Annotated in this window: 22 protein-coding genes; 7 read left to right on the top strand and 15 right to left on the bottom strand. The window is 48.0% G+C overall.

Annotated features, from left to right (window positions below):
* Nucleotides 1-624: transposase (locus MMG03_RS15245; RefSeq protein WP_249506668.1), on the top strand; the 624-nt coding region annotated here is incomplete at its 5' end.
* Between the two features lie 26 nt (nt 625-650).
* On the opposite strand, the gene MMG03_RS15240 is transcribed toward MMG03_RS15245, so the two are convergent.
* From MMG03_RS15240 to MMG03_RS15190, 12 genes are all read right to left on the bottom strand, one after another.
* Nucleotides 651-917, bottom strand: a complete 267-nt coding sequence (locus tag MMG03_RS15240) for a DUF4194 domain-containing protein (RefSeq protein WP_249506667.1) — start codon at nt 915-917, stop codon at nt 651-653.
* Nucleotides 904-2307, bottom strand: a complete 1404-nt coding sequence (locus MMG03_RS15235) for a Wadjet anti-phage system protein JetA family protein (RefSeq protein ID WP_088666572.1) — start codon at nt 2305-2307, stop codon at nt 904-906. The genes MMG03_RS15240 and MMG03_RS15235 overlap by 14 nt, the downstream gene beginning before the upstream one ends.
* A 156-nt stretch (nt 2308-2463) precedes the next feature.
* A complete protein-coding gene (locus MMG03_RS16245) occupies nt 2464-3015 on the bottom strand; it encodes an amidohydrolase family protein (RefSeq protein ID WP_346348727.1) in 552 nt (183 codons plus the stop codon).
* 27 nt (nt 3016-3042) lie between these two features.
* Nucleotides 3043-3468, bottom strand: coding sequence for an amidohydrolase family protein (locus MMG03_RS16240; protein ID WP_199505709.1), 426 nt, complete (start codon nt 3466-3468; stop codon nt 3043-3045).
* A gap of 125 nt (nt 3469-3593) precedes the next feature.
* Complete coding sequence (locus MMG03_RS15225; protein WP_249506666.1) at nt 3594-4214, bottom strand: flavodoxin family protein; 621 nt, start codon at nt 4212-4214, stop codon at nt 3594-3596.
* A gap of 15 nt (nt 4215-4229) precedes the next feature.
* Complete coding sequence (gene tatC / locus MMG03_RS15220) at nt 4230-5108, bottom strand: twin-arginine translocase subunit TatC (protein ID WP_249506665.1); 879 nt, start codon at nt 5106-5108, stop codon at nt 4230-4232.
* A gap of 134 nt (nt 5109-5242) precedes the next feature.
* On the bottom strand, nt 5243-5452 hold the full coding sequence (locus tag MMG03_RS15215) for a twin-arginine translocase TatA/TatE family subunit (protein ID WP_073157447.1): 210 nt from the start codon (nt 5450-5452) through the stop codon (nt 5243-5245).
* A gap of 44 nt (nt 5453-5496) precedes the next feature.
* Entirely contained in the window at nt 5497-6486 is a 990-nt protein-coding gene (locus MMG03_RS15210; protein WP_249506664.1) for a DUF362 domain-containing protein, read from the bottom strand.
* Nucleotides 6487-6500: 14 nt separating this feature from the next.
* On the bottom strand, nt 6501-7508 hold the full coding sequence (locus MMG03_RS15205) for a DUF362 domain-containing protein (RefSeq protein WP_249506663.1): 1008 nt from the start codon (nt 7506-7508) through the stop codon (nt 6501-6503).
* Nucleotides 7509-7808 carry a hypothetical protein gene (locus MMG03_RS15200; protein WP_249506662.1) on the bottom strand — a complete coding sequence of 100 codons (300 nt, stop codon included), beginning with the start codon at nt 7806-7808 and terminating at the stop codon, nt 7509-7511.
* Nucleotides 7808-8203, bottom strand: coding sequence for a hypothetical protein (locus tag MMG03_RS15195; RefSeq protein ID WP_249506661.1), 396 nt, complete (start codon nt 8201-8203; stop codon nt 7808-7810). Before MMG03_RS15195 ends, MMG03_RS15200 begins: the two co-directional genes overlap by 1 nt.
* Before the next feature lie 148 nt (nt 8204-8351).
* Nucleotides 8352-8852 (bottom strand): hypothetical protein, encoded by a 501-nt coding sequence (locus MMG03_RS15190; RefSeq protein ID WP_073283324.1) that lies wholly within the window; start codon nt 8850-8852, stop codon nt 8352-8354.
* A gap of 236 nt (nt 8853-9088) precedes the next feature.
* Here MMG03_RS15190 and larB point away from each other — a divergent pair, with 236 nt between their 5' ends.
* The 6 genes from larB to MMG03_RS15165 all read left to right on the top strand — a co-directional run bounded on the left by larB (nt 9089) and on the right by MMG03_RS15165 (nt 13231).
* Nucleotides 9089-9838, top strand: a complete 750-nt coding sequence (gene larB / locus MMG03_RS15185; protein ID WP_249506660.1) for a nickel pincer cofactor biosynthesis protein LarB — start codon at nt 9089-9091, stop codon at nt 9836-9838.
* 57 nt (nt 9839-9895) lie between these two features.
* The gene (larC, locus tag MMG03_RS15180; RefSeq protein ID WP_249506659.1) at nt 9896-11239 is read left to right on the top strand and encodes a nickel pincer cofactor biosynthesis protein LarC; all 1344 of its coding nucleotides are present in this window, start codon (nt 9896-9898) and stop codon (nt 11237-11239) included.
* Nucleotides 11240-11251: 12 nt separating this feature from the next.
* A complete protein-coding gene (locus tag MMG03_RS15175) occupies nt 11252-12211 on the top strand; it encodes an ATP-dependent sacrificial sulfur transferase LarE (RefSeq protein ID WP_249506658.1) in 960 nt (319 codons plus the stop codon).
* 114 nt (nt 12212-12325) lie between these two features.
* The gene (locus MMG03_RS16235; protein WP_073283332.1) at nt 12326-12544 is read left to right on the top strand and encodes a DUF3791 domain-containing protein; all 219 of its coding nucleotides are present in this window, start codon (nt 12326-12328) and stop codon (nt 12542-12544) included.
* On the top strand, nt 12541-13029 hold the full coding sequence (locus MMG03_RS15170; protein WP_073283334.1) for a DUF3990 domain-containing protein: 489 nt from the start codon (nt 12541-12543) through the stop codon (nt 13027-13029). The genes MMG03_RS16235 and MMG03_RS15170 overlap by 4 nt, the downstream gene beginning before the upstream one ends.
* Nucleotides 13022-13231, top strand: a complete 210-nt coding sequence (locus MMG03_RS15165) for a hypothetical protein (protein WP_073283337.1) — start codon at nt 13022-13024, stop codon at nt 13229-13231. The genes MMG03_RS15170 and MMG03_RS15165 overlap by 8 nt, the downstream gene beginning before the upstream one ends.
* Nucleotides 13232-13480: 249 nt before the next feature.
* On the opposite strand, the gene ileS is transcribed toward MMG03_RS15165, so the two are convergent.
* From ileS to MMG03_RS15150, 3 genes are all read right to left on the bottom strand, one after another.
* Entirely contained in the window at nt 13481-16675 is a 3195-nt protein-coding gene (gene ileS, locus MMG03_RS15160; RefSeq protein WP_249506657.1) for an isoleucine--tRNA ligase, read from the bottom strand.
* A gap of 263 nt (nt 16676-16938) precedes the next feature.
* Nucleotides 16939-17409 (bottom strand): hypothetical protein, encoded by a 471-nt coding sequence (locus tag MMG03_RS15155; protein ID WP_249506656.1) that lies wholly within the window; start codon nt 17407-17409, stop codon nt 16939-16941.
* Between the two features lie 116 nt (nt 17410-17525).
* Nucleotides 17526-17939 (bottom strand): hypothetical protein (locus MMG03_RS15150; RefSeq protein WP_249506655.1); only part of this gene is annotated, 414 nt, incomplete at its 5' end.

Raw genomic sequence — 17939 nt, 5'->3', positions numbered from 1 at the left:
TGCGTGGACAGCTTCCATGTCGTGCAGTGGGCGACGGATGCCCTGGACAAGGTCCGTGTGGAAGCCTGGAGGGAGGCCCGCAAGGAACGCTGCAATCCAAAACGGGGCCGAGGCAGGCCCACGAAGGACAGCGTCCCGAAGGACCGCACCGCGGAGGGGATAAAGAACTCCAGGTACGCTCTGGGCAAGGCTCCAGAGAACCTTAGCGAAAGCCAGCAGAGAAAAATAGAGCTCATAGCCAGCCGCTATCCGCGGCTCTACAGGGCATACCAGCTCAAGGAGGAGCTGCGCATCATCCTGAAGATGGGCTATACCGATGCCAGGGAAAATCTGGACAGGTGGCTGTGGCGGGCAAGCCACTCACGCATCGGCCCAGTAAAGGATCTGTACGCAAAGATCAAGCGTAACTACGACGGAATCCTCAACACAATCAGGCTGGGCGTGTCAAACGCAAGGATCGAGGCGACGAACAACAAGATAAAGCTACTGATACGGACTGCCTATGGCTTCAGGAACATGAACAACATGCTGTCGCTGATAATGTTGAGCTGTTCCTATGTAGATGTAAAGATAGCCTACGAATGGGAATCGGAATCGAGAGAATCATCTAGCAAGGCTGCCTAAATGCTTCCACACATGTTGATGATGCCTCATTTTTGCTTTGAAACAACAACATCGGAGCTGTCATTTTGGAGCATCACAACCCCATTATCCTTCACAATAATATCAAAGCCAATCAAGTTAAGATAATCCGAGAATAGTCCTTCATTCGATTTAACAAAGAAGAACATCTTGCGGTTATCTTCATCCATATCGCGGACAATGAAGGTTTCTTTCAAAAGACGGCGGCAACATTTTTTGAACAATAATTGTTCCGAGGAAGTAAGGTCATCCCACATTTCATTAATTGTTGACATTTTTCTTTGCCCTCCAATGTCGAACCTTAAATTCTTCTGATTCAATAAAATCTTCGTCGGTTTCTACCAAATAACCATTATCGCGAGCGTAAGTCACAGCTGCCATAGACGCAAGAACATCTTTTTTTTCATTTAATCGAAGATTAGAACTGTCAATCTTTCCATTAATTGATTGCTTTTCTAGGAATTTCGCCATTAATTCCTTGGAATACGGATTATGCGATTCCTTCTGCAATTGAATTTTTTGACGTTCACGCTCTTCTACACTCATTTCGACAAGGTCAGTCTCAATATTCGATTGAGCACTTTGGTTTTTATGCGGATAGTGCAGCGATGATCTGTCTATAAATTCATAATCATGAATATGGAAGAGATACTGAATTTCATCATCTATCTTGTTCAGTTTGTCGTCTTCTAGATTCTGGACCAAATAGCGAACCGTTTCTTCAACATTTCCACGATTATCCCGGCCTTTATTTCGAAGAATTCGTTCACGAGCAACGGCAATCTTGATATACGCATTAATCTGATCCTTAATGCGTTTCATAATCTTGTTGTAATCGTCATGGAGAAAACGTCTGGTGCTATCAAGCATCCTTAAAACTTTTTCTTCAGCAAAGGCTCTTGTGCAACCGTCTTCATCCATGACACTTTGGGTAAGAGATCCAAAATAACCAAGACCTTTAAATTCTTCTAACCGTCTGGATATTTTCTCACGATAGAGATGGATATTTTGTTGCTGAACAAGACGAGAATATTCCTTAATAAAGTCCCCATCGCAATATTTGATAATATTTTCAGTCAAACTGACCAGGGTTCCTTCACGGAGCATTCCTTCAATAATTTTTTTTATGGACGTAGCGAGTTTCTTCAGAGCCGAAGATAGTTTGCGAGCTTCTTCATACACGGGGGTCAAAATCAATTTATAAGGATTTTGTTCGCCTTGAGCCCAATGCTCCAAAGTATTATAAATTGTGTAGATGGAAACTGAAAATTCAGAGCGAACAGGATTCTTTAGATTTTCAATAAATTGAGCCAAGGCAAGACCGTTATCCGTCATCACAATGGTCTTTTCCAAGGAGGAATCGTCAGTTTCTTCTTCTAGCCAACCAGCATCCACAAAACGCCGAATAATAAAATTAGCGTTACCATTCCAATCAGATTCTACAGGAGACACTGAAGAATCATCTTCCTTGATTTCAATATGGTTTTCTAGTAAGAAAGCAGCAATCATATCACGGACGATATCACGCGCGATTCTATACGAAATTTCATCTTCAAAAAGACCATATATTTTCAGTAAAAGTTCTGAATATACAGCCCTGTTGGGGTTGCGACGACCAAGAATTGTGAAGAAGTCTGCTGGAATTATGTCAAAAACACTGTGCACAACCTAAATATAATCCATTTTAGCTGTCACTTTGTGTCAAATTGGAATATTCCTTCGCTTTTATAACTTTTATGTATAACGAAAACGAAAAACATCCGAAGATGTTGTTCGGATTTAAAGAGATGAAACCGAACCAGAATATCAAATAAAAATCAATTATTCCCCAAACAAACTCTGCGCATTTTTGTACAGGACCTGTTCTACATTTTGAGGAACAATTTCTTGCAGGTTTTTCTTTAGAATAGACAAGTTCTTTATCAGAACCGGTTCTGCGACGTAGGGATAATCCGTTCCATAAAGCAGATGGTCGGGGGTGGTAATTGTCAAAAGTTCACGAATGGTTTCTGGAGTTGCAGCCCCTGCCAAATCGTAGTAGAAAGCTTCCAAATTCTTGGCAATATCAACGCCCTTCAAATACCCAACGTTATTCATGACGGGCATCAGGCTTTGCATGCGAGGCACGGCCAGCGGCAAGAAAGAACCGCAGTGGGGCACCACGATTTTCAACTTCGGGAACCTAACCGTAATGTTGTGGCCCACCATATTCAACACCGCCCGAGAGGTTTCCGCCAGATATTCGTAGGAAGCCAGCGGCACAACAGAAGTCAATTCCTTATTTACGGCAGAAGGCTTGTGAGGGTGGGAAATGATAACCGCCCCACGTTCATTCAGCACCTTCATAAGTGGGTCAAGCGCGGGATCTCCCAAATAAAGCCCGCGGCTATTAGAGGCTAGCTAAACGCCATCGGCGTGCAAGATGTCAAGAGCATAAATGGCTTCGCGAATAGCTGCATCGACATCAGGCAATGGCAAGGTGGCACAGAAAAGGAATCGGCCTTTATGTATAGCCTTCACTTCAGCCATTTCCTCATGTATTTTGCGGATCAGCTGAGCGCTTTCAACGCTGTCACCAAACCAAGGTTGCGGCGCAGGCAATGTTAAAACGGAAGTCTGTATGCCGGCGGCATCCATAAACTTGATATGCTTTTCAAGACTCCACTGGGGAATGGGAAAATCTTCATCAAGAAGGGCGTCATGTTTTACCAGATAATCACGATAGGATTTCGGAATCATGTGGGAATGGGTATCGAAGGGCTTCTGAGCGAAAGTCATATTTGCAAGAATAAAGATTGGCAGGATTTTCAGTAAAAGCTTTTTCATACCCTCCAATACAACACCTAGAGTTAACTCAAGGTCAAGGGGTAAGACGCAAAAAAATCGCCTCACATTTTCAGCGGGCGACTTTTCAAAAAATGAATCTATGTGCTAGGGCGAAAAGTTGAATCTTATCGCACGAAGTTCATGGGCTGCCAGGGTTCCTTGGCTTCAACCTCTGCGGTACCGGTGGCGAACTTCTTAAGCATGAACGCCATGTTGTTTGCCAGCGTGCGCATGGTCTGCATGCCTTCTGTATCCTGAGCGGATTCCGCTTCGGCACGGCCGTAGGCGATGTTCCAGTACTGGGAAGTAACGATAGGCATGTTCAGCATCTGGAAAGGCATTTGCAAAGTCTGGAATGCAGCAGTTGCACCTCCGCGGCGGCAGCAGCAAACAGCGGCGGCGGGCTTACCCTGGAAATGGGCTCCGGCAGCATAAGCCATACGCTGGATCAGGGAAAGTACGGAACCGTTGGGCTGACCCCAGTAAACCGGAGAGCCCACAATCAAGGCGTCGCTGGATTCCATCTTGGCGATGACTTCGTTACAGATGTCTTCGTCAAAGGCGCAGCGGCAATTGCCCTTGGTCTTGCAGACGTTACAGGCGATGCAACCGCGAACGGCTTTGTTGCCGATCCATACGATTTCGCTGTCAATGCCGTTCTTCTTCAGCTGTTCTGCAGCCTCATTCAGGGCGGTAAAAGTGTTGCCGTTCTTGCGGGGGCTTCCGTTAATCAATAAAACTTTCATCTTGTTACCTCAATTTTAAAATGGTTTCCAGTCGTTGGCGTTCCGTTCAGTTCCTACTTGATACGGAGAAGAAGCCTTCGTAAAGTCCACATCATCCTGGGAATCTTGGGTGCTGCGCGATTCCTGAGTTTTCGGTTCCACACGGACGGGGGAATTTTCTTCATTGCATTCCTTGAACTGTTCGCCTTTATATTTTCGTGCGGCAAACAAGCCTGCTTCAAAAAGTAAATAGGTAGGAGCGCCCAAAATCAGCTGGCTAATAATATCCGGCGGAGTCAGCAAAGCGGCCAACACAAGGATGCCCACCACCACATAAGGGCGGGCATGGCAAACAGTTTCGTAATAGACAACGTCGGAACGAATCAAGGCGTACGTCACCAGCGGGAACTGGAACATGCATCCAAATGCAAGGGAAAGCCACAGCGCCAAGGTAACGATGTTTTCTACGCCAAAAATCGGCTGCAGGGTTTCGCTTTCGAAACTCATGCCGAAGCGCACCACCAGCGGAAAGCAAATTCCCAGGCAGAACACCACGCCCGAAATAAAAAGCCCGCTGGTCATCCACACGATAGAACGAACAAACTTCCGTTCGTTTTCGTAAAGGCCCGGCAGTACGAACTTCCACAAGTTCCAGGCAATGTACGGAGAACAGATGACGCAATCCATAAGTGCCGCAATTTTCAGTTGCAGCAGGAACACTTCCATTGGGGAAAAGTAATGGAGGGTGGCACCGCTCTGGGCTACAAGTTCTGCGCTGAACCAGTCAAGAACATGGGACGACAACAAAAACATCGGGATAATCCCGATGCCTAGCGCTACAAAACAGTGAATCAGCGCCGTACGCAAGGCCTCCAAATGAGAGACTAACGTCTGTTCCTGATCTTCTTTTTTCATGTAGGTATGAGCTCGGTGCTACGCACCTTTGAGGTATGAGGTCGGCGATTCTCGCCTTTGAGGTTCATTTTTTCCACCTCAAGGAGGCAAAGCCTCCGTCCCTCACAGCTCAAAGCGAAGCGACCTCAAAGGCCTTAGCCCTGTTCCTTCTTGGCTTCTGCTTCGCCGACTTTTTCGACAGTCTTCTGCAGGTCTTCTGCTTCTTCCTTCAGGGCGTCCTTTGCCTTCTTGTATTCGTGCTGGGCACGGCCAAGAGAGCGGGCCAGTTCAGGAATGCGCTTGCCACCGAACAGCAGCAAAACCACAACAACAATCAGGATGATTTCTGGAATTCCAAGAGACATGCTAACCTCGGCACTTGTTATAGAAATTTCCGTTCAATGGAAAATTACAAAACTTCCACCAGTTTGTACTTACGGTTACCCATCTTATGGTGTTCCATGGCGTCAAGCTGATGCAGGCCTTCGCGGGACTCGATTCGCTCCTTCAGGTCCTTCAGTTCCTTAGGCGGAAGCTTGTACACCATGTCGATGCTGGCCTGGTCCACAGCAAGAATATCGGTAGATGCAAGGATACCGATGTCGCGGCAGGTGGGTTCCGCGGCGCTTGTACCAGCGCAGTCGCAGTCCACGGACATACGGCGCAGCACATTGATAAAGCACATCTTGCCCTTGAAATGATCGCAGGTGGCCTTGGCGGAATCGCCCATCAGTTCCATGAACTTGGCACCCATAATCCAGTCGGCAGAGGCGTTCACGTCGGAAGTATTCATGTGGACTTCGCGCTTGCCAATCTGACCGCCGGCACAGCCGATAGCGATGTTCTTCATGGAGCCGCCGAAGCCGCCCATGGCATGACCCTTGAAATGGGTGAACACCACCATGGAATCGTAGTTCAGCATGTGCTTGCCTACATGCAGTTCCTTGAGCCAGTAACCGTCCTTCACAGGAATGGGAGTTTCGCCGTCTTCGTCCATAATGTCAACCACGGTGAACTTGGAGAAGCCATTGACTTCCAGGGCCTTGCGGTGATCTGCGGTGGTATAACGTCCACCCTGGTAAAGAGTGTTGGTCTCTACGATGGTGCTGCCCGGAATTGCCTTCTGCAAGGCTTCATCCCATTCGCGGGGAATAATGTTCGGGCCGTTGGGTTCGCCAGTGTGGAGCTTGATGGCAACCTTGCCAGAAATATTCTGCTTCACTTTTTCGTAAAGTTTTAGAACGCCAGCGGCACTGAGATCCTTGGTAAAATAGACGGTAGACACCTTGTCCTCCTCAGAAGTTTTTTCGGATGCAGAGCCGGAAGCACTGGCGCAATTAGCAAGACCAGCCACAGCAACGGCACCCGCAGAAGCCTTCAGAAAATCACGACGATCCATAACGACCTCTTACATTACACTTCGATAATGCGATACTTGCGATTACCCATTTTCAACGCTTCCATTGCTGGGAGCTGATGCAGGCCTTCACGACTTTCAATGCGTTCCTTGATATCCTTCAGTTCGCCAATGGGCAGCTTGTAAACCATGTCTACGCTGGCCTGATCTACCGCGAGAATATCGGTGGAAGCAAGGATACCGATGTCGCGGCAAGTGGGTTCAGCAGCGCCAACGCCAGCACAGTCGCAGTCCACGGACATACGGCGCAGCACATTGATAAAGCACATCTTGCCCTTAAAGTGATTGACGGTTGCCTTGCCGGATTCAGCCATGGCTTCCATAAAGCGCTTGCCGCTGTTACTCCACTTGGGGTAAAGTTCCGGCTTTGCGTTGAAATCCGGATCTTCCATCTTTTCGTGGATCATCTTCTTGCCCACATTGGCGTCGGCACAGCCAATGGCGATGTTCTTGAGGGAACCGCCGAAACCACCCATGGTATGGCCCTTGAAATGAGTCAGCACCACCATGGAATCGTAATTCACGAGATGGCCGCCCATGCTCATTTCCTTAAAGTGCTTGCCGCCAGGAACAGGGAGCATTACCGTACCTTCTTCGTCCATGATGTCCACGGGGCAGAAAGTCCAGCCGTTTACCTTCAAAGTCTCGCGATGCTTTTCGGTGGTGTCGCGGTCGCTGGGATGGTAGTAAGTGTTGGTTTCCACAATGTTGGAATTGGGAATCAGGGCCTGCACAGCCTTCACCCATTCGCGGGGCAAAATGTTGGGGCCGTTCTTTTCGCCGGTGTGAACCTTGATGGCCACCTTGCCAGAAATGTTCTGGTTCACCTTGTTGTACAACTTGATGAGGCCTTCGGCAGAAAGATCCTTGGTGAAGTAAACGTTGGAAACATCCTTGCCGGCTTCCTTCACTTCCTGGTTCTTGGGCTTACCAAAAACGGGAGTAGCCATGGCGCTGATCAATGCGGCAGAGCCTACAGTCTTTATAAAATCACGACGATCCATTTAAGCCACCTTATGGAAACGACCCTTGGGGTCTTTAATGAGGAGCATGGCAAGCCAAATCACAAGGCCAAACGCCACGGCGGAGAAGCCCAGGAAGGCGTCATTCAGCATGTCGCCTGCAGCCGGGGTGAAAAATTCAGCGCGAAGTTCTGCATATTCAAAAATGGCATCCACAAACCACATGAGGGATGCGCCCCAGTACATGTAGCACAAGGGAGAAAGATGCATCTTGTTTTCGATATCGCGGTACCAAAGAGCGGTGCAGATGATCGCCGCAAAAACAGTTACGAGCAGAGTCATTACTTGTGAGCCTCAACTTCTGCAGGAACAGCCTTGTGGAACTTGCTGCGGACAGCCATGAGAGCGGCCCAGGCCACCGTAACAAGGCCCGCCATGGATGTGCCCACGGTAGCAACTTCATGCCACATCTGGCTCATGGCTTCGGGGCTAGAAGCCGCTGTCAAAAACGGATAGAAAGCCTGCAGTTCACCGTGCCAGACATGTTCAAAAGCCAACAGAACAGAACCGCCCCAAAGCATCTTGGAAAGGACCTTCAGATTCTTGCAGACAGTCTGCTTTTTGGTGGCGACCTGAAGTTCACCAGCCTGCTTGGCGGACTTGTCCGTGTGTTCCAAAACAATTGTGGTGACGGTGGTAACGATGGCTTCAGCCATGGGGGCAACAAAACAGCACATAAGTACTCCTGTATTAAAATATTTATCACTTGAAATATAATACCTAGAGTCAACTCTAACGCAAGAACTTTTTCTAAAAAAAGGTCTAAACCCTCAAAAAATTAGGTTAGACCGATCATCTACGATACACCAAAAGTCAAAATAAGCATTATAATAGAAGATATTCAGCAAGGCAGCTAGAACGTCTTTCCTTCCAACTGTTTTGCTCAATATCGAACTCCAAAATCAAAGGCTCAGAATCTTCATTATCTTTGTAGATTACCAATTTCAATCGAGTTTCATCTCCGATAATTTTTTGCTGTACAAATATTCCCGCTCCAAGGACAGTCTCCCTAGTGTAGATATTTGCAGAATCAATTACAACTTCTTCTTGCCCTTTAAAAAACGTCCCCGTTACTTTTTTGGGGAGAGTCTTTCCATATTTGGTACTATCCAAATAAACTTGGATCATTTCAAAGTACCTTTCCAAAATTCCCTCCGAATTCAGGTCTATGTTTCCCCCAGTAATATCGGCAACCTTCACAAAGGTACTGTCGAACTTGACTATTTTCGATCTTTTCTCCACAAATATATAATAACTCTTGGCGTGACCACAATTTCCGCAATTCCACAAAAACAAGCAAGTAATGATTAGTAGTATTTTTTTCATGATCAATCAACTATGAGCCACGGAAGAATGTCAAATTGCAACATGAAAAATATAGTTATTTCCATAGCCCAATTTTTCATAGTTAGGGGTAGCCTCATAGCACCCAATTACATTTGCGACAAACATTTTATTAGACTTTATTCTACTAGGTAGTAGGACCGAAAAAAAATCATTTTATGCAAAAAAGATTTTTTATCTCTTGTGTTAGAGTAAACTCTAGATTGTATATTTAGGGTATGAAAGATGAAAAGTTTGACGATATCGGTTTTGCAAAGCTGGATGTAAGCCGCGAGAACCGAACCGGCACCAGCGAGGCCATTTTCTGCCCCGGCAAGACCAAGGAACAACTGTTAAAGATTCTTGAAACCTTCGCCAAAAACGGGTGTTCTGTACTGGGGACAAAATGCACTAGGGAACAAGCTGATTTTGTACAAGAAATGTTGAATGGCACGCCTGGTAAAAGCGGGGCTACGGACGCACCGGCAATTCGTTACGACGAGACTTCCAGAATCTTGACCATGAAGGTTAAGAGGACCGCAAAAAGATCTGCGAATGCGAAAGTCGCGAGAGCAGGCCGTTCACTTAAAGATTCCGTAGCCGTATGTTGTGCAGGAACTGCCGACTTGCCCATCGCCGAAGAAGCCGCCCAGACCGCAGAATTTTTCGGAGCCAAGGTTGAGCGCCACTTTGACGTAGGCATCGCAGGCCTTCACCGACTTCTTTCAAAGATGGATGAAATCCGCAAGGCCGATGTTGTTATTGCCGTTGCAGGCATGGAAGGCGCGTTGGCTGGCGTTATCGCAGGACTTACAAAAGCCCCCGTGATTGCAGTTCCAACCTCTGTTGGCTACGGATCATCCTTCAACGGACTGAGTCCGCTTTTGACCATGCTGAACACTTGCGCGGAAGGAGTTTCCGTAGTGAACATCGACAACGGTTATGGTGCCGCCGTCAGCGCCGTAAGAATGTTACGAATCAAAAAATAAAACGCAGCCGAATCAAAAATTTCAATGCGGCTGAGATCGCCGCGAATTTGTAGAATTATGAAATATCTTTATCTTGATGGCTCTTGTGGTATTAGCGGAGACATGACCGTTGCCGCCTTGCTGGACTTAGGCGCATCCCGCGAAAGACTGGAGGCTGCCATTCACGCCATGCACCTGGAAGGAATGCATTGTCATATTGAAAGAGGCAATTCCTACAGCATCGCAGGGATGAACTTTGATGTTCATGTCCACACCCATCACGGTGAAGAAAGCGCAGACCATGTGGACGCTCACGAAGAAGGTTACGTGGAATATCACCACGAGCATAATCACGAGCACCATCATGATCATTGCGAAGGGCATCATCACGAACATGGTCACCACCATGAGCACCGCCACCTGGCAGAAGTTTACCACATTCTAGAACATGCCGCCGGACATTGCGCAGAACACAATCCTGCCGCACCCGCATTTTCTAGCAACGCCCTGGATACCGCCAAGAAAATTTTCCGCATTATCGCAGAAGCCGAAGCAAAGGCCCACGGCGTCGCTGTTGAAGAGGTCCACTTCCACGAAGTTGGCGCCATTGATTCCATCGTCGACATTATGGCGGTGGCCGTTCTTGTTGACGACCTGCGAGAAAAATTCGGCATCGAAAAGTGCGTGGTGACAGGGCTTAACGAAGGCTCCGGATTTGTGCAGACTCAGCACGGAATGCTTCCCATTCCCGTTCCCGCCGTTGCAAGTATCGCAGAGGCCGCAGGCATCGCCCTGCACGTTACCGATACCAAGGGCGAAATGGTCACCCCTACAGGCATTGGCATCGTAGCCGCACTACGCACCAGCGAAAAAATTCCGGAACAGTACAAGATTTTAAAGACAGGCATCGGCCTTGGAAAGCGAGATTTTGGAAGAGCCAATTTCTTGCGGGCACAGATTATTGAAGATGTTGAAGACCGCGACGAAGGTTGCGAAAACATTTTCATGATTGAATGCAACATCGATGATCAAAGTCCCGAGGAATTGGGGCTCGTCATGGAAAAGATTTTTGAAGCCGGCGCAAGAGACGTTCATTACGTTCCCTGCTACATGAAAAAGAACCGCCCCGCTGTGATCCTGCGAGTTCTTTCTGACGAGGAAAAGTTGCCGCAAATAGAAACCGCAATCTTCCGCCACACAACGACGGTTGGCCTCAGGCGTTATCCCGTAAGTCGCACCTGCATGAACCGCAGTTTCGCAGACATCGCAACACCTTACGGAATAGTCACCGTCAAAAAATGCGAGCTGGGAGACATCGTGAAGTACAAGCCGGAATTCGATAGCGTCAAGAAAGTTGCAGACCAAGCAGGCGTCACCTACCGCGAAGTCGCCGATGCCGCCAAGGTCAACGCAAAATTCTAAGGTTGCGCTCCCATGAATCTACAAGAAAAGAAAGAACATCTTCAGGAAATTCTCCGCAGCTATGGCAAGGTGGCCATCGCCTATTCCAGCGGCGTAGACTCCACGTTCCTTCTGAAAGTAGCTCACGACACCTTAGGCGACAACGCCATCGCCATTACGGTAAAGTCCCACCTGGTTCCCGTTGCAGAAATGGACGAAGCAGACGCATTCTGCAAACGCGAAAACATTCGCCATCAATTCATCCTTCACGACGAAATGTCCGTGCCAGGATTCGCAGAAAATCCGCCTAACCGCTGCTATATCTGCAAAAGGCAAGTCTTCTCTGCAGTCATCGAAACCGCCCGCAAAATGTTCGGCGCAGGTCTCTCCAGCGAGAACGGAAACGCGGCAAAATCATTCACAGAGTTAAAGAATCAGCGTGACAACTTCGTCGTCTGCGAAGGCAGCAATAAAGACGACGAAGGGGATTACCGCCCCGGCATGAAAGCCATCGCAGAACTTTCCGTCAAGAGCCCCCTGCGAGAAGCTGGCCTCACCAAATCAGAAATCCGTGAACTCTCCCGGGAACTCAACCTCCCCACCGCAAGCAAGCCCTCATTCGCCTGCCTCGCCAGCCGCATACCCTACGGTCAAATCATTACAAGACTAAAATTGCAGTTGGTCGAAACCGCCGAAAAATTCCTGCAGGATTTAGGCTTTGTACAATATAGAGTACGCTGTCGCGAACTCGCCACCCAAACAGGCTCCGCGCAGTCCCCTACCCAACAAAAAACTGCGCAGCACTCCCCCACAACGGCCCTTACCGCCTCCATCGAACTTCTCCCCGAGCAATTCAATCTGTTTAAAACAAATCAAGAACTTATCATCCAGACTCTCAAAAGTCTAGGTTTTGCAGAAGTTCATCTCGACGAAAAAGGCTACCGCACTGGCAGCCTGAATGAAGCTCTAGGAATTAAGCACCCAGTCCCATAATCACAAGCCCCCTCCCCGACGCCTCTCACCGGCATCGGGGATTTTTTATTTTCAAGCCCTTTCATATCCAAAGCCCACTCCTTTTTCATTTTATTTTTTGTTATCTTATGAGATATGTGTACCGCAAAGGAACTAGAATTCTCTGTTTTTGTCATTCATAAGTTGGCCTCTGCCTGGGGAAAAACTCCAGCGGAGGTTTATGCAGTTTTGAACGATACGAAAATTCTAGACGACTATTTAATCCCCTGTTACGACACATTACACACGATGGGATCCGAAGCTGTCACGGCTGAACTGACAGACTTTGCTCGTGAACGCGGGGTTGCCGTATGATAGTCTATCATGGTTCCACAAAAATCATTGAAAAACCGCAAATCGGTTTTTCTAAAAAATATCTTGATTTCGGCGAAGGGTTTTATGTCACCACATTTCAGAAACAAGCCGAAAAATGGGCAAAGCGCAAGGCTCTTCGTTATGGTGAAAAAGCTTTCGTAAACGTCTATGACATGAGTGAATCTTTTGAACCTTTAAAAAGCCTAAACTTTGATTCCGCTGATGAAAAGTGGCTAGATTTCGTTTGCGCCTGTCGCCGTGGTGAAAATCTTAATCAGACTTTTGACATCATTTGCGGGAATGTGGCTGACGATGATGTGTTCAAGACGATTGACATGTACTTTCGTGGTCTATGGGACAAAGAAAAAACTTTAGCCGAGCTTCGCTATTTTCAACAAAACAACCAGATCTGTTTTGTGACGCAGCTTGCAATTGATTCTCTTTTAAAATTCAATCGAAGCTATGAGGTAAAAGTAGATGGATAACAAAATCCTCACAGCCTTATATCGCGAGAACCTTGAGGAAGATATCATCAAGGAAGTTGCCGCATTGAAGAACATACCTTTAAGAGATGCAATGGCCCTGTACTATACAAGCAACTTGGCAAAGCAGATTGAACAAGGCATGTACGGGATTGACAATCTATCTCCGAAGTATTTAGCAAACGACCTCCTAGAAAACGGCTAATTCTTAAAAAATTTTTCTCTTGACACAATCGTCAGATTTCTGTACTTCACCAAAAGTCCACAAACCGAGCATTTTGTGGATAATTAGGAAAATTTCAAACGCCCTAAAAACTCGCATTCCAGACGGTGATCTTTCTAAAAAAAACAAGAAGTCCCCAAAGCATTTAACTTCGGGGACTTTTGTTTTGCTAGGTTCAGCCGATGCCGAGCGACCTCGGCATGACTTTCGCGACGTTCGCCTTGTTAAGCCTTATGCCTTAACAGTTGTGAAGCTGAATGCTTCTCCGTCAGCGTCGTTAGCTTCGAGGCCATCAGCGGCGGCAGCCCAGGTCAGCTTAACGGCCTGAGTCTCGCCCATGATGTAATCCTGGTTTTCAGCAACAGCCTGCTTGAACATTTCACTTTCAGAGAACAAGGTCACTTCAATCTTGTCAGTGATGGTGTAGTTCTGTTCCTTACGGCGGTTCTGAATGCGGTTCACCAATTCGCGGGCGACGCAAGCGCGGCGCAGGTCGTCGGTAACGTTCAGGTCCAGAGCAACGGTAAAGTGGCTGTCAGCATCCACGGCAAGGCCTTCCGGCACAATGCGCTGGATCATGAGGCAGTCGGCACCCACTTCGCCAAATTCGAACTTGATGGTTTCACCACCCTGCAGGGCCTTGATTTCGTCAGCGCTCAGGCTGTTTAGCTTTGCAGAGATGACCTTCATGTTCTTGGCGTATTCAGGACCCTTGGCCTTAATGCCCAGGAAGTTGGGCTTTGCGGTAAGCTTCACCAGAACGGTTTCGTCTTCCAGGAACTTCATTTCGCGAACGTTCAGTTCTTCGAGGATGAGGTCCTTCATGGATTCAGCCACATTCTTTTCCACGTCGCCGTGAGGCACGACAGTCATGGAAGCGATAGGCATACGGTTCTTTACGTTGTTCGTAGCGCGAATTGCACGGCCCATTTCCACCATGCCGCGGACCATTGCGATACGCTGCACCAGGGCTTCGTCCTTCAAGGATTCATCTGCGCTGGGGAATTCACAGAGGTGAACGCTAACAGGTGCATTGGCATCCACTTCGCGAACGAGAATCTGGTAGATTTCTTCGGCCAGGAGCGGCAGGAACGGAGCAAGAATCTTGCTGAAGTCCACCAGCACCTTGTACATGGTAGCGTAAGCTGCATTCTTGTCGCCATCGTTTTCAGACTTCCAGAAACGGCGGCGGCTTCGACGGACGTACCAGTTGGTCAGGTCATCCACAGCGGCGATGATTGCAGGCACCACGTTGTACAAACGGTAAGCCTTCATTTCCACTTCGACCTTGGCGGCCAGATCCTGCAGGGTTGCAAGCATCCAACGGTCCAGTTCATTGTCGGACTTGACTTCTTCACCCGGCTTCCAGGTCAGCTGGCCCTTGGCGGCGTCGGCGTTGTGGTTAGAAACGAAGAAGCTAACGGCGTTCCACAGCGGGAGCATCACCTGCTTCACGATACCCTTCACACCTTCTTCGGAGAAGCGCAGGTCTTCAGCCTTCAGTGCAGCAGAGTTAATGAGGAACAGGCGGATGGCGTCGGCGCCGGTACGTTCGATAAGTTCGTTGGGGTCCGGATAGTTCTTCTTGGACTTGGACATCTTGGAACCGTCTTCGGCCAAGATGATACCGTTCACGATCACGTTCTTGAAGGCAGGCTTCTGGAACAGAGCGTTGGAAAGAACGGTCAAGGTGTAGAACCAACCACGGGTCTGGTCAAGACCTTCGGCGATGAAGTCGGCCGGGAAGCTCTTTTCAACCAGTTCCTTGTTTTCAAACGGATAGTGGCGGCTGGCATAAGGCATGGAGCCAGATTCAAACCAGCAGTCAAACACTTCCGGAGTACGCTTGAATTCCTTGCCATCCTTCTTGATGACAATTTTGTCCACGAAGTGCTTGTGGAGGTCTTCCAGAGTTTCGCCAGTGAGGTCAGCCAGTTCCTTGATGGAGCCCACAGCGATCATTTCGCCGTCGTCAGCAATCCATACAGGAATCGGGGTACCCCAGAAACGGTTACGGGAAAGGTTCCAGTCGCGGGCGTTGGCAATCCACTTACCAAAGCGGCCGCTCTTGATGTGGTCGGGAACCCAGTTCACGGTCTGGTTGTTTTCGACCATCCATTCCTTCAAAGTCTTGGTGACACCTTCTGCGTTGGTGACTTCGCCATCGATCTTCAAGAACCAGGTCTTGAGGGCGCGGTACAGCAGAGGCACGCCGGTACGCCAGCAGTGGGGGTAGCTATGAACGAAGGTTTCGTGCTTGAACACGCGGCCCTGTTCCTTGAGGTAGGCAATAATGCTCTTGTCAGCTTCCTTTGCACCCAGGCCCTTCCACATGGGGACCTTGTCGGTGAACTTGCCTTCGGTATCCAGCGGGTCGAAAAGACCCAGGCCAAGAGATGCGCCCAGCTGGAAGTCTTCTTCACCGAAGGAAGGAGCGATATGCACAGCACCGGCACCGTCTTCGTCGCTAACGAAATCGGCAACGTAGATGGTATAACGCTTGGCCAATTCCTCTGCGGTGGCGTAAGCGTCGCTAATGTGGAACAAGGCTTCGTACTTGAGACCAGCAAGGTCAGAACCCATGCACTTGTCCACGATGTTGGGCTGCTTGAAGTAAGCGCCAGCGCGGGTACCCATGACCCAGAACTTCTTGCCGTCCTGTTCAACACAAACGTACTCGGCGTCAGCCTTCACTGCAATAGCGAAGTTGGAAGGAAGAGTCCAGGGAGTGGTGGTCCAAACCAGGATGTTGGAACCAGCAAACTTAGCGTCGTCGGAAACCAGCGGGAAGATAAGAGTCAAGGACGGGTCCTGACGGTCCTTATAGCCCTGGTTGGTTTCGAAGTTGGAAAGCGGAGTTGCAAGAGCCGGGCTGTACGGCTGGATGCGGTAGCCCTGATAGATGAGGCCCTTGTCGAAGCACTGCTTGAACACCCACCACACAGATTCCATGAAGTTCTTGTCCATGGTCTTGTAGCCCTTGTCGAAGTCCACCCAGCGGCCCATGCGACGAACCGTCTTGCGCCATTCACCAGTGTACTTCAGAACCTTGCTACGGCAGGTTTCGTTAAACTTATCTACGCCCAGGTTCTGGATTTCGGCAACGCCAGCCAGACCCAGTTCGTTCTGCACCAGAGATTCAATAGGCAGACCGTGGCAGTCCCAACCGAAACCGCGGGGAACCTTCTTGCCCTTCATGGTCCAGTAACGGGGAACGATATCCTTGATGGTACCAGCCAGCAAGTGACCATAGTGCGGAAGGCCAGTTGCAAACGGAGGGCCATCGTAGAAAGTATAGGGTGCAGTTTCCGGACGGCTGTCCAGAGACTTCTTAAAGCTATCATCCTTATCCCACAATCCGAGCACGCGCTCTTCGATTTGCGGGAATGTTTCTTCCTTTTGTACTTCGCGGAATAACTTTGCCATTGTTTACCTCGGGGCATACAGCCCCCTATTAAATACGGGCGTAAATTTAGCAAAAGGCGAACATCGTGACATTCACGCTTGCGTGAAATGGCATGATTGAGCCGTACTAAATGCAAGCGTAGCTTGCCAATTAGAAAATAAAAAAGGGGGGCAGCCGCCCCCTCGCTTCAACTTTTGCGCAAATCAGCCTAAAAAGCAGACAGCGCAAAATTTTCCGCTACCCCCACTCCTAAGGGGACACCCCTTAAAAACCCCGATAAATTTCAATCATCAAAGCACAGGTCCTCTTCTATCATCGGCAAAGAGACAAAGCAATAGCCATCACGGCAGCCCAATCGAGACGAAACAGAAAAATTGTAATTTTGAGCGTCATTTACCAATAAACTACTTTTGTAACCGAAAAGCCACGCAGTGTCTTGCAACGAAATTGCATAAATGTGTGTTTCCCCCATTATCAAGTCGTCAACATCAAGGACATTTATACTGTCATTTTCCTCAACATCAAAATAAACCTTCCCATTCTTTACGGTTGTATCATGTATGACATAACATCCATATACAACAAACCAATCCTCACGTTCAGAATCAATTTTCCCTTCATCATAGGTATAATGATAAAGGAGTTCTTCCTTATTTTTTCTATAGAGTAATTCGTTAACGCCTTCGCAAAGAACTTTGTCGCCTATATATGCTTTAACAGACTTGACCGGCTTTGTTGAAATTACGCTAATCACCGTAATTTAATTTGTATTAATTTCATTAGCGCACTTATAAGGATCAACACACGAGACCAACATGAGCGAACAAAATGCGAATAAAATTCTGCTCTTTCTCAAAAAAATTTCTCGCATTATTTCATCCTCTCTTGTTCTAAAATTTCATTAAACGCACCCATTCCTAAGGATACCAAATCGGAATATTGCCGATCTGATTTTACCGCTACAGGCAAATATTTTCCGACAAAGATTCTGTCAATTTCATCGCTAAACATAACCCGTTCCAATGTATTTAGTAAACTGGCTTCAAAAAGACTAAAATCAAGATTTACTTCAGCATTAAGCTCTCCAATAAGTTCAATTCCCAAAGAGGTAAAAACTGCATAGGGATGCATTTCCTCATACGTCATTTGCGGATTATCATAAAAAGCAATCCACTGGTTCTGTATAGTCTGGGCCAAATAGCGATAGGCGGCTCTCTTTTCAGGACTGTCTGGAATTTTCGCATCAATTAGAGAATCCAGGTCATCCCTTACACCATTTCCATC

The sequence above is a fragment of the Fibrobacter sp. HC4 genome, from assembly GCF_023373925.1.
Taxonomy (GTDB): Bacteria; Fibrobacterota; Fibrobacteria; order Fibrobacterales; family Fibrobacteraceae; genus Fibrobacter.
Note: the sequence above shows the minus strand (reverse complement) of the source record. Positions and strands in the feature narration are given on the sequence as shown.

Bases quoted from the DNA above. Each gene is read 5' to 3' on its own strand.
- MMG03_RS15240 (WP_249506667.1), bottom strand. From the start codon at position 917: ATGTCAACAATTAATGAAATGTGGGATGACCTTACTTCCTCGGAACAA.
- MMG03_RS16240 (WP_199505709.1), bottom strand. From the start codon at position 3,468: ATGAAAAAGCTTTTACTGAAAATCCTGCCAATCTTTATTCTTGCAAAT.
- MMG03_RS15225 (WP_249506666.1), bottom strand. From the start codon at position 4,214: ATGAAAGTTTTATTGATTAACGGAAGCCCCCGCAAGAACGGCAACACT.
- tatC (WP_249506665.1), bottom strand. From the start codon at position 5,108: ATGAAAAAAGAAGATCAGGAACAGACGTTAGTCTCTCATTTGGAGGCC.
- MMG03_RS15215 (WP_073157447.1), bottom strand. From the start codon at position 5,452: ATGTCTCTTGGAATTCCAGAAATCATCCTGATTGTTGTTGTGGTTTTG.
- MMG03_RS15210 (WP_249506664.1), bottom strand. From the start codon at position 6,486: ATGGATCGTCGTGATTTTCTGAAGGCTTCTGCGGGTGCCGTTGCTGTG.
- MMG03_RS15205 (WP_249506663.1), bottom strand. From the start codon at position 7,508: ATGGATCGTCGTGATTTTATAAAGACTGTAGGCTCTGCCGCATTGATC.
- MMG03_RS15200 (WP_249506662.1), bottom strand. From the start codon at position 7,808: ATGACTCTGCTCGTAACTGTTTTTGCGGCGATCATCTGCACCGCTCTT.
- MMG03_RS15195 (WP_249506661.1), bottom strand. From the start codon at position 8,203: ATGTGCTGTTTTGTTGCCCCCATGGCTGAAGCCATCGTTACCACCGTC.
- MMG03_RS15190 (WP_073283324.1), bottom strand. From the start codon at position 8,852: ATGAAAAAAATACTACTAATCATTACTTGCTTGTTTTTGTGGAATTGC.
- larB (WP_249506660.1), top strand. From the start codon at position 9,089: ATGAAAGATGAAAAGTTTGACGATATCGGTTTTGCAAAGCTGGATGTA.
- larC (WP_249506659.1), top strand. From the start codon at position 9,896: ATGAAATATCTTTATCTTGATGGCTCTTGTGGTATTAGCGGAGACATG.
- MMG03_RS15175 (WP_249506658.1), top strand. From the start codon at position 11,252: ATGAATCTACAAGAAAAGAAAGAACATCTTCAGGAAATTCTCCGCAGC.
- MMG03_RS16235 (WP_073283332.1), top strand. From the start codon at position 12,326: ATGTGTACCGCAAAGGAACTAGAATTCTCTGTTTTTGTCATTCATAAG.
- MMG03_RS15170 (WP_073283334.1), top strand. From the start codon at position 12,541: ATGATAGTCTATCATGGTTCCACAAAAATCATTGAAAAACCGCAAATC.
- MMG03_RS15165 (WP_073283337.1), top strand. From the start codon at position 13,022: ATGGATAACAAAATCCTCACAGCCTTATATCGCGAGAACCTTGAGGAA.
- ileS (WP_249506657.1), bottom strand. From the start codon at position 16,675: ATGGCAAAGTTATTCCGCGAAGTACAAAAGGAAGAAACATTCCCGCAA.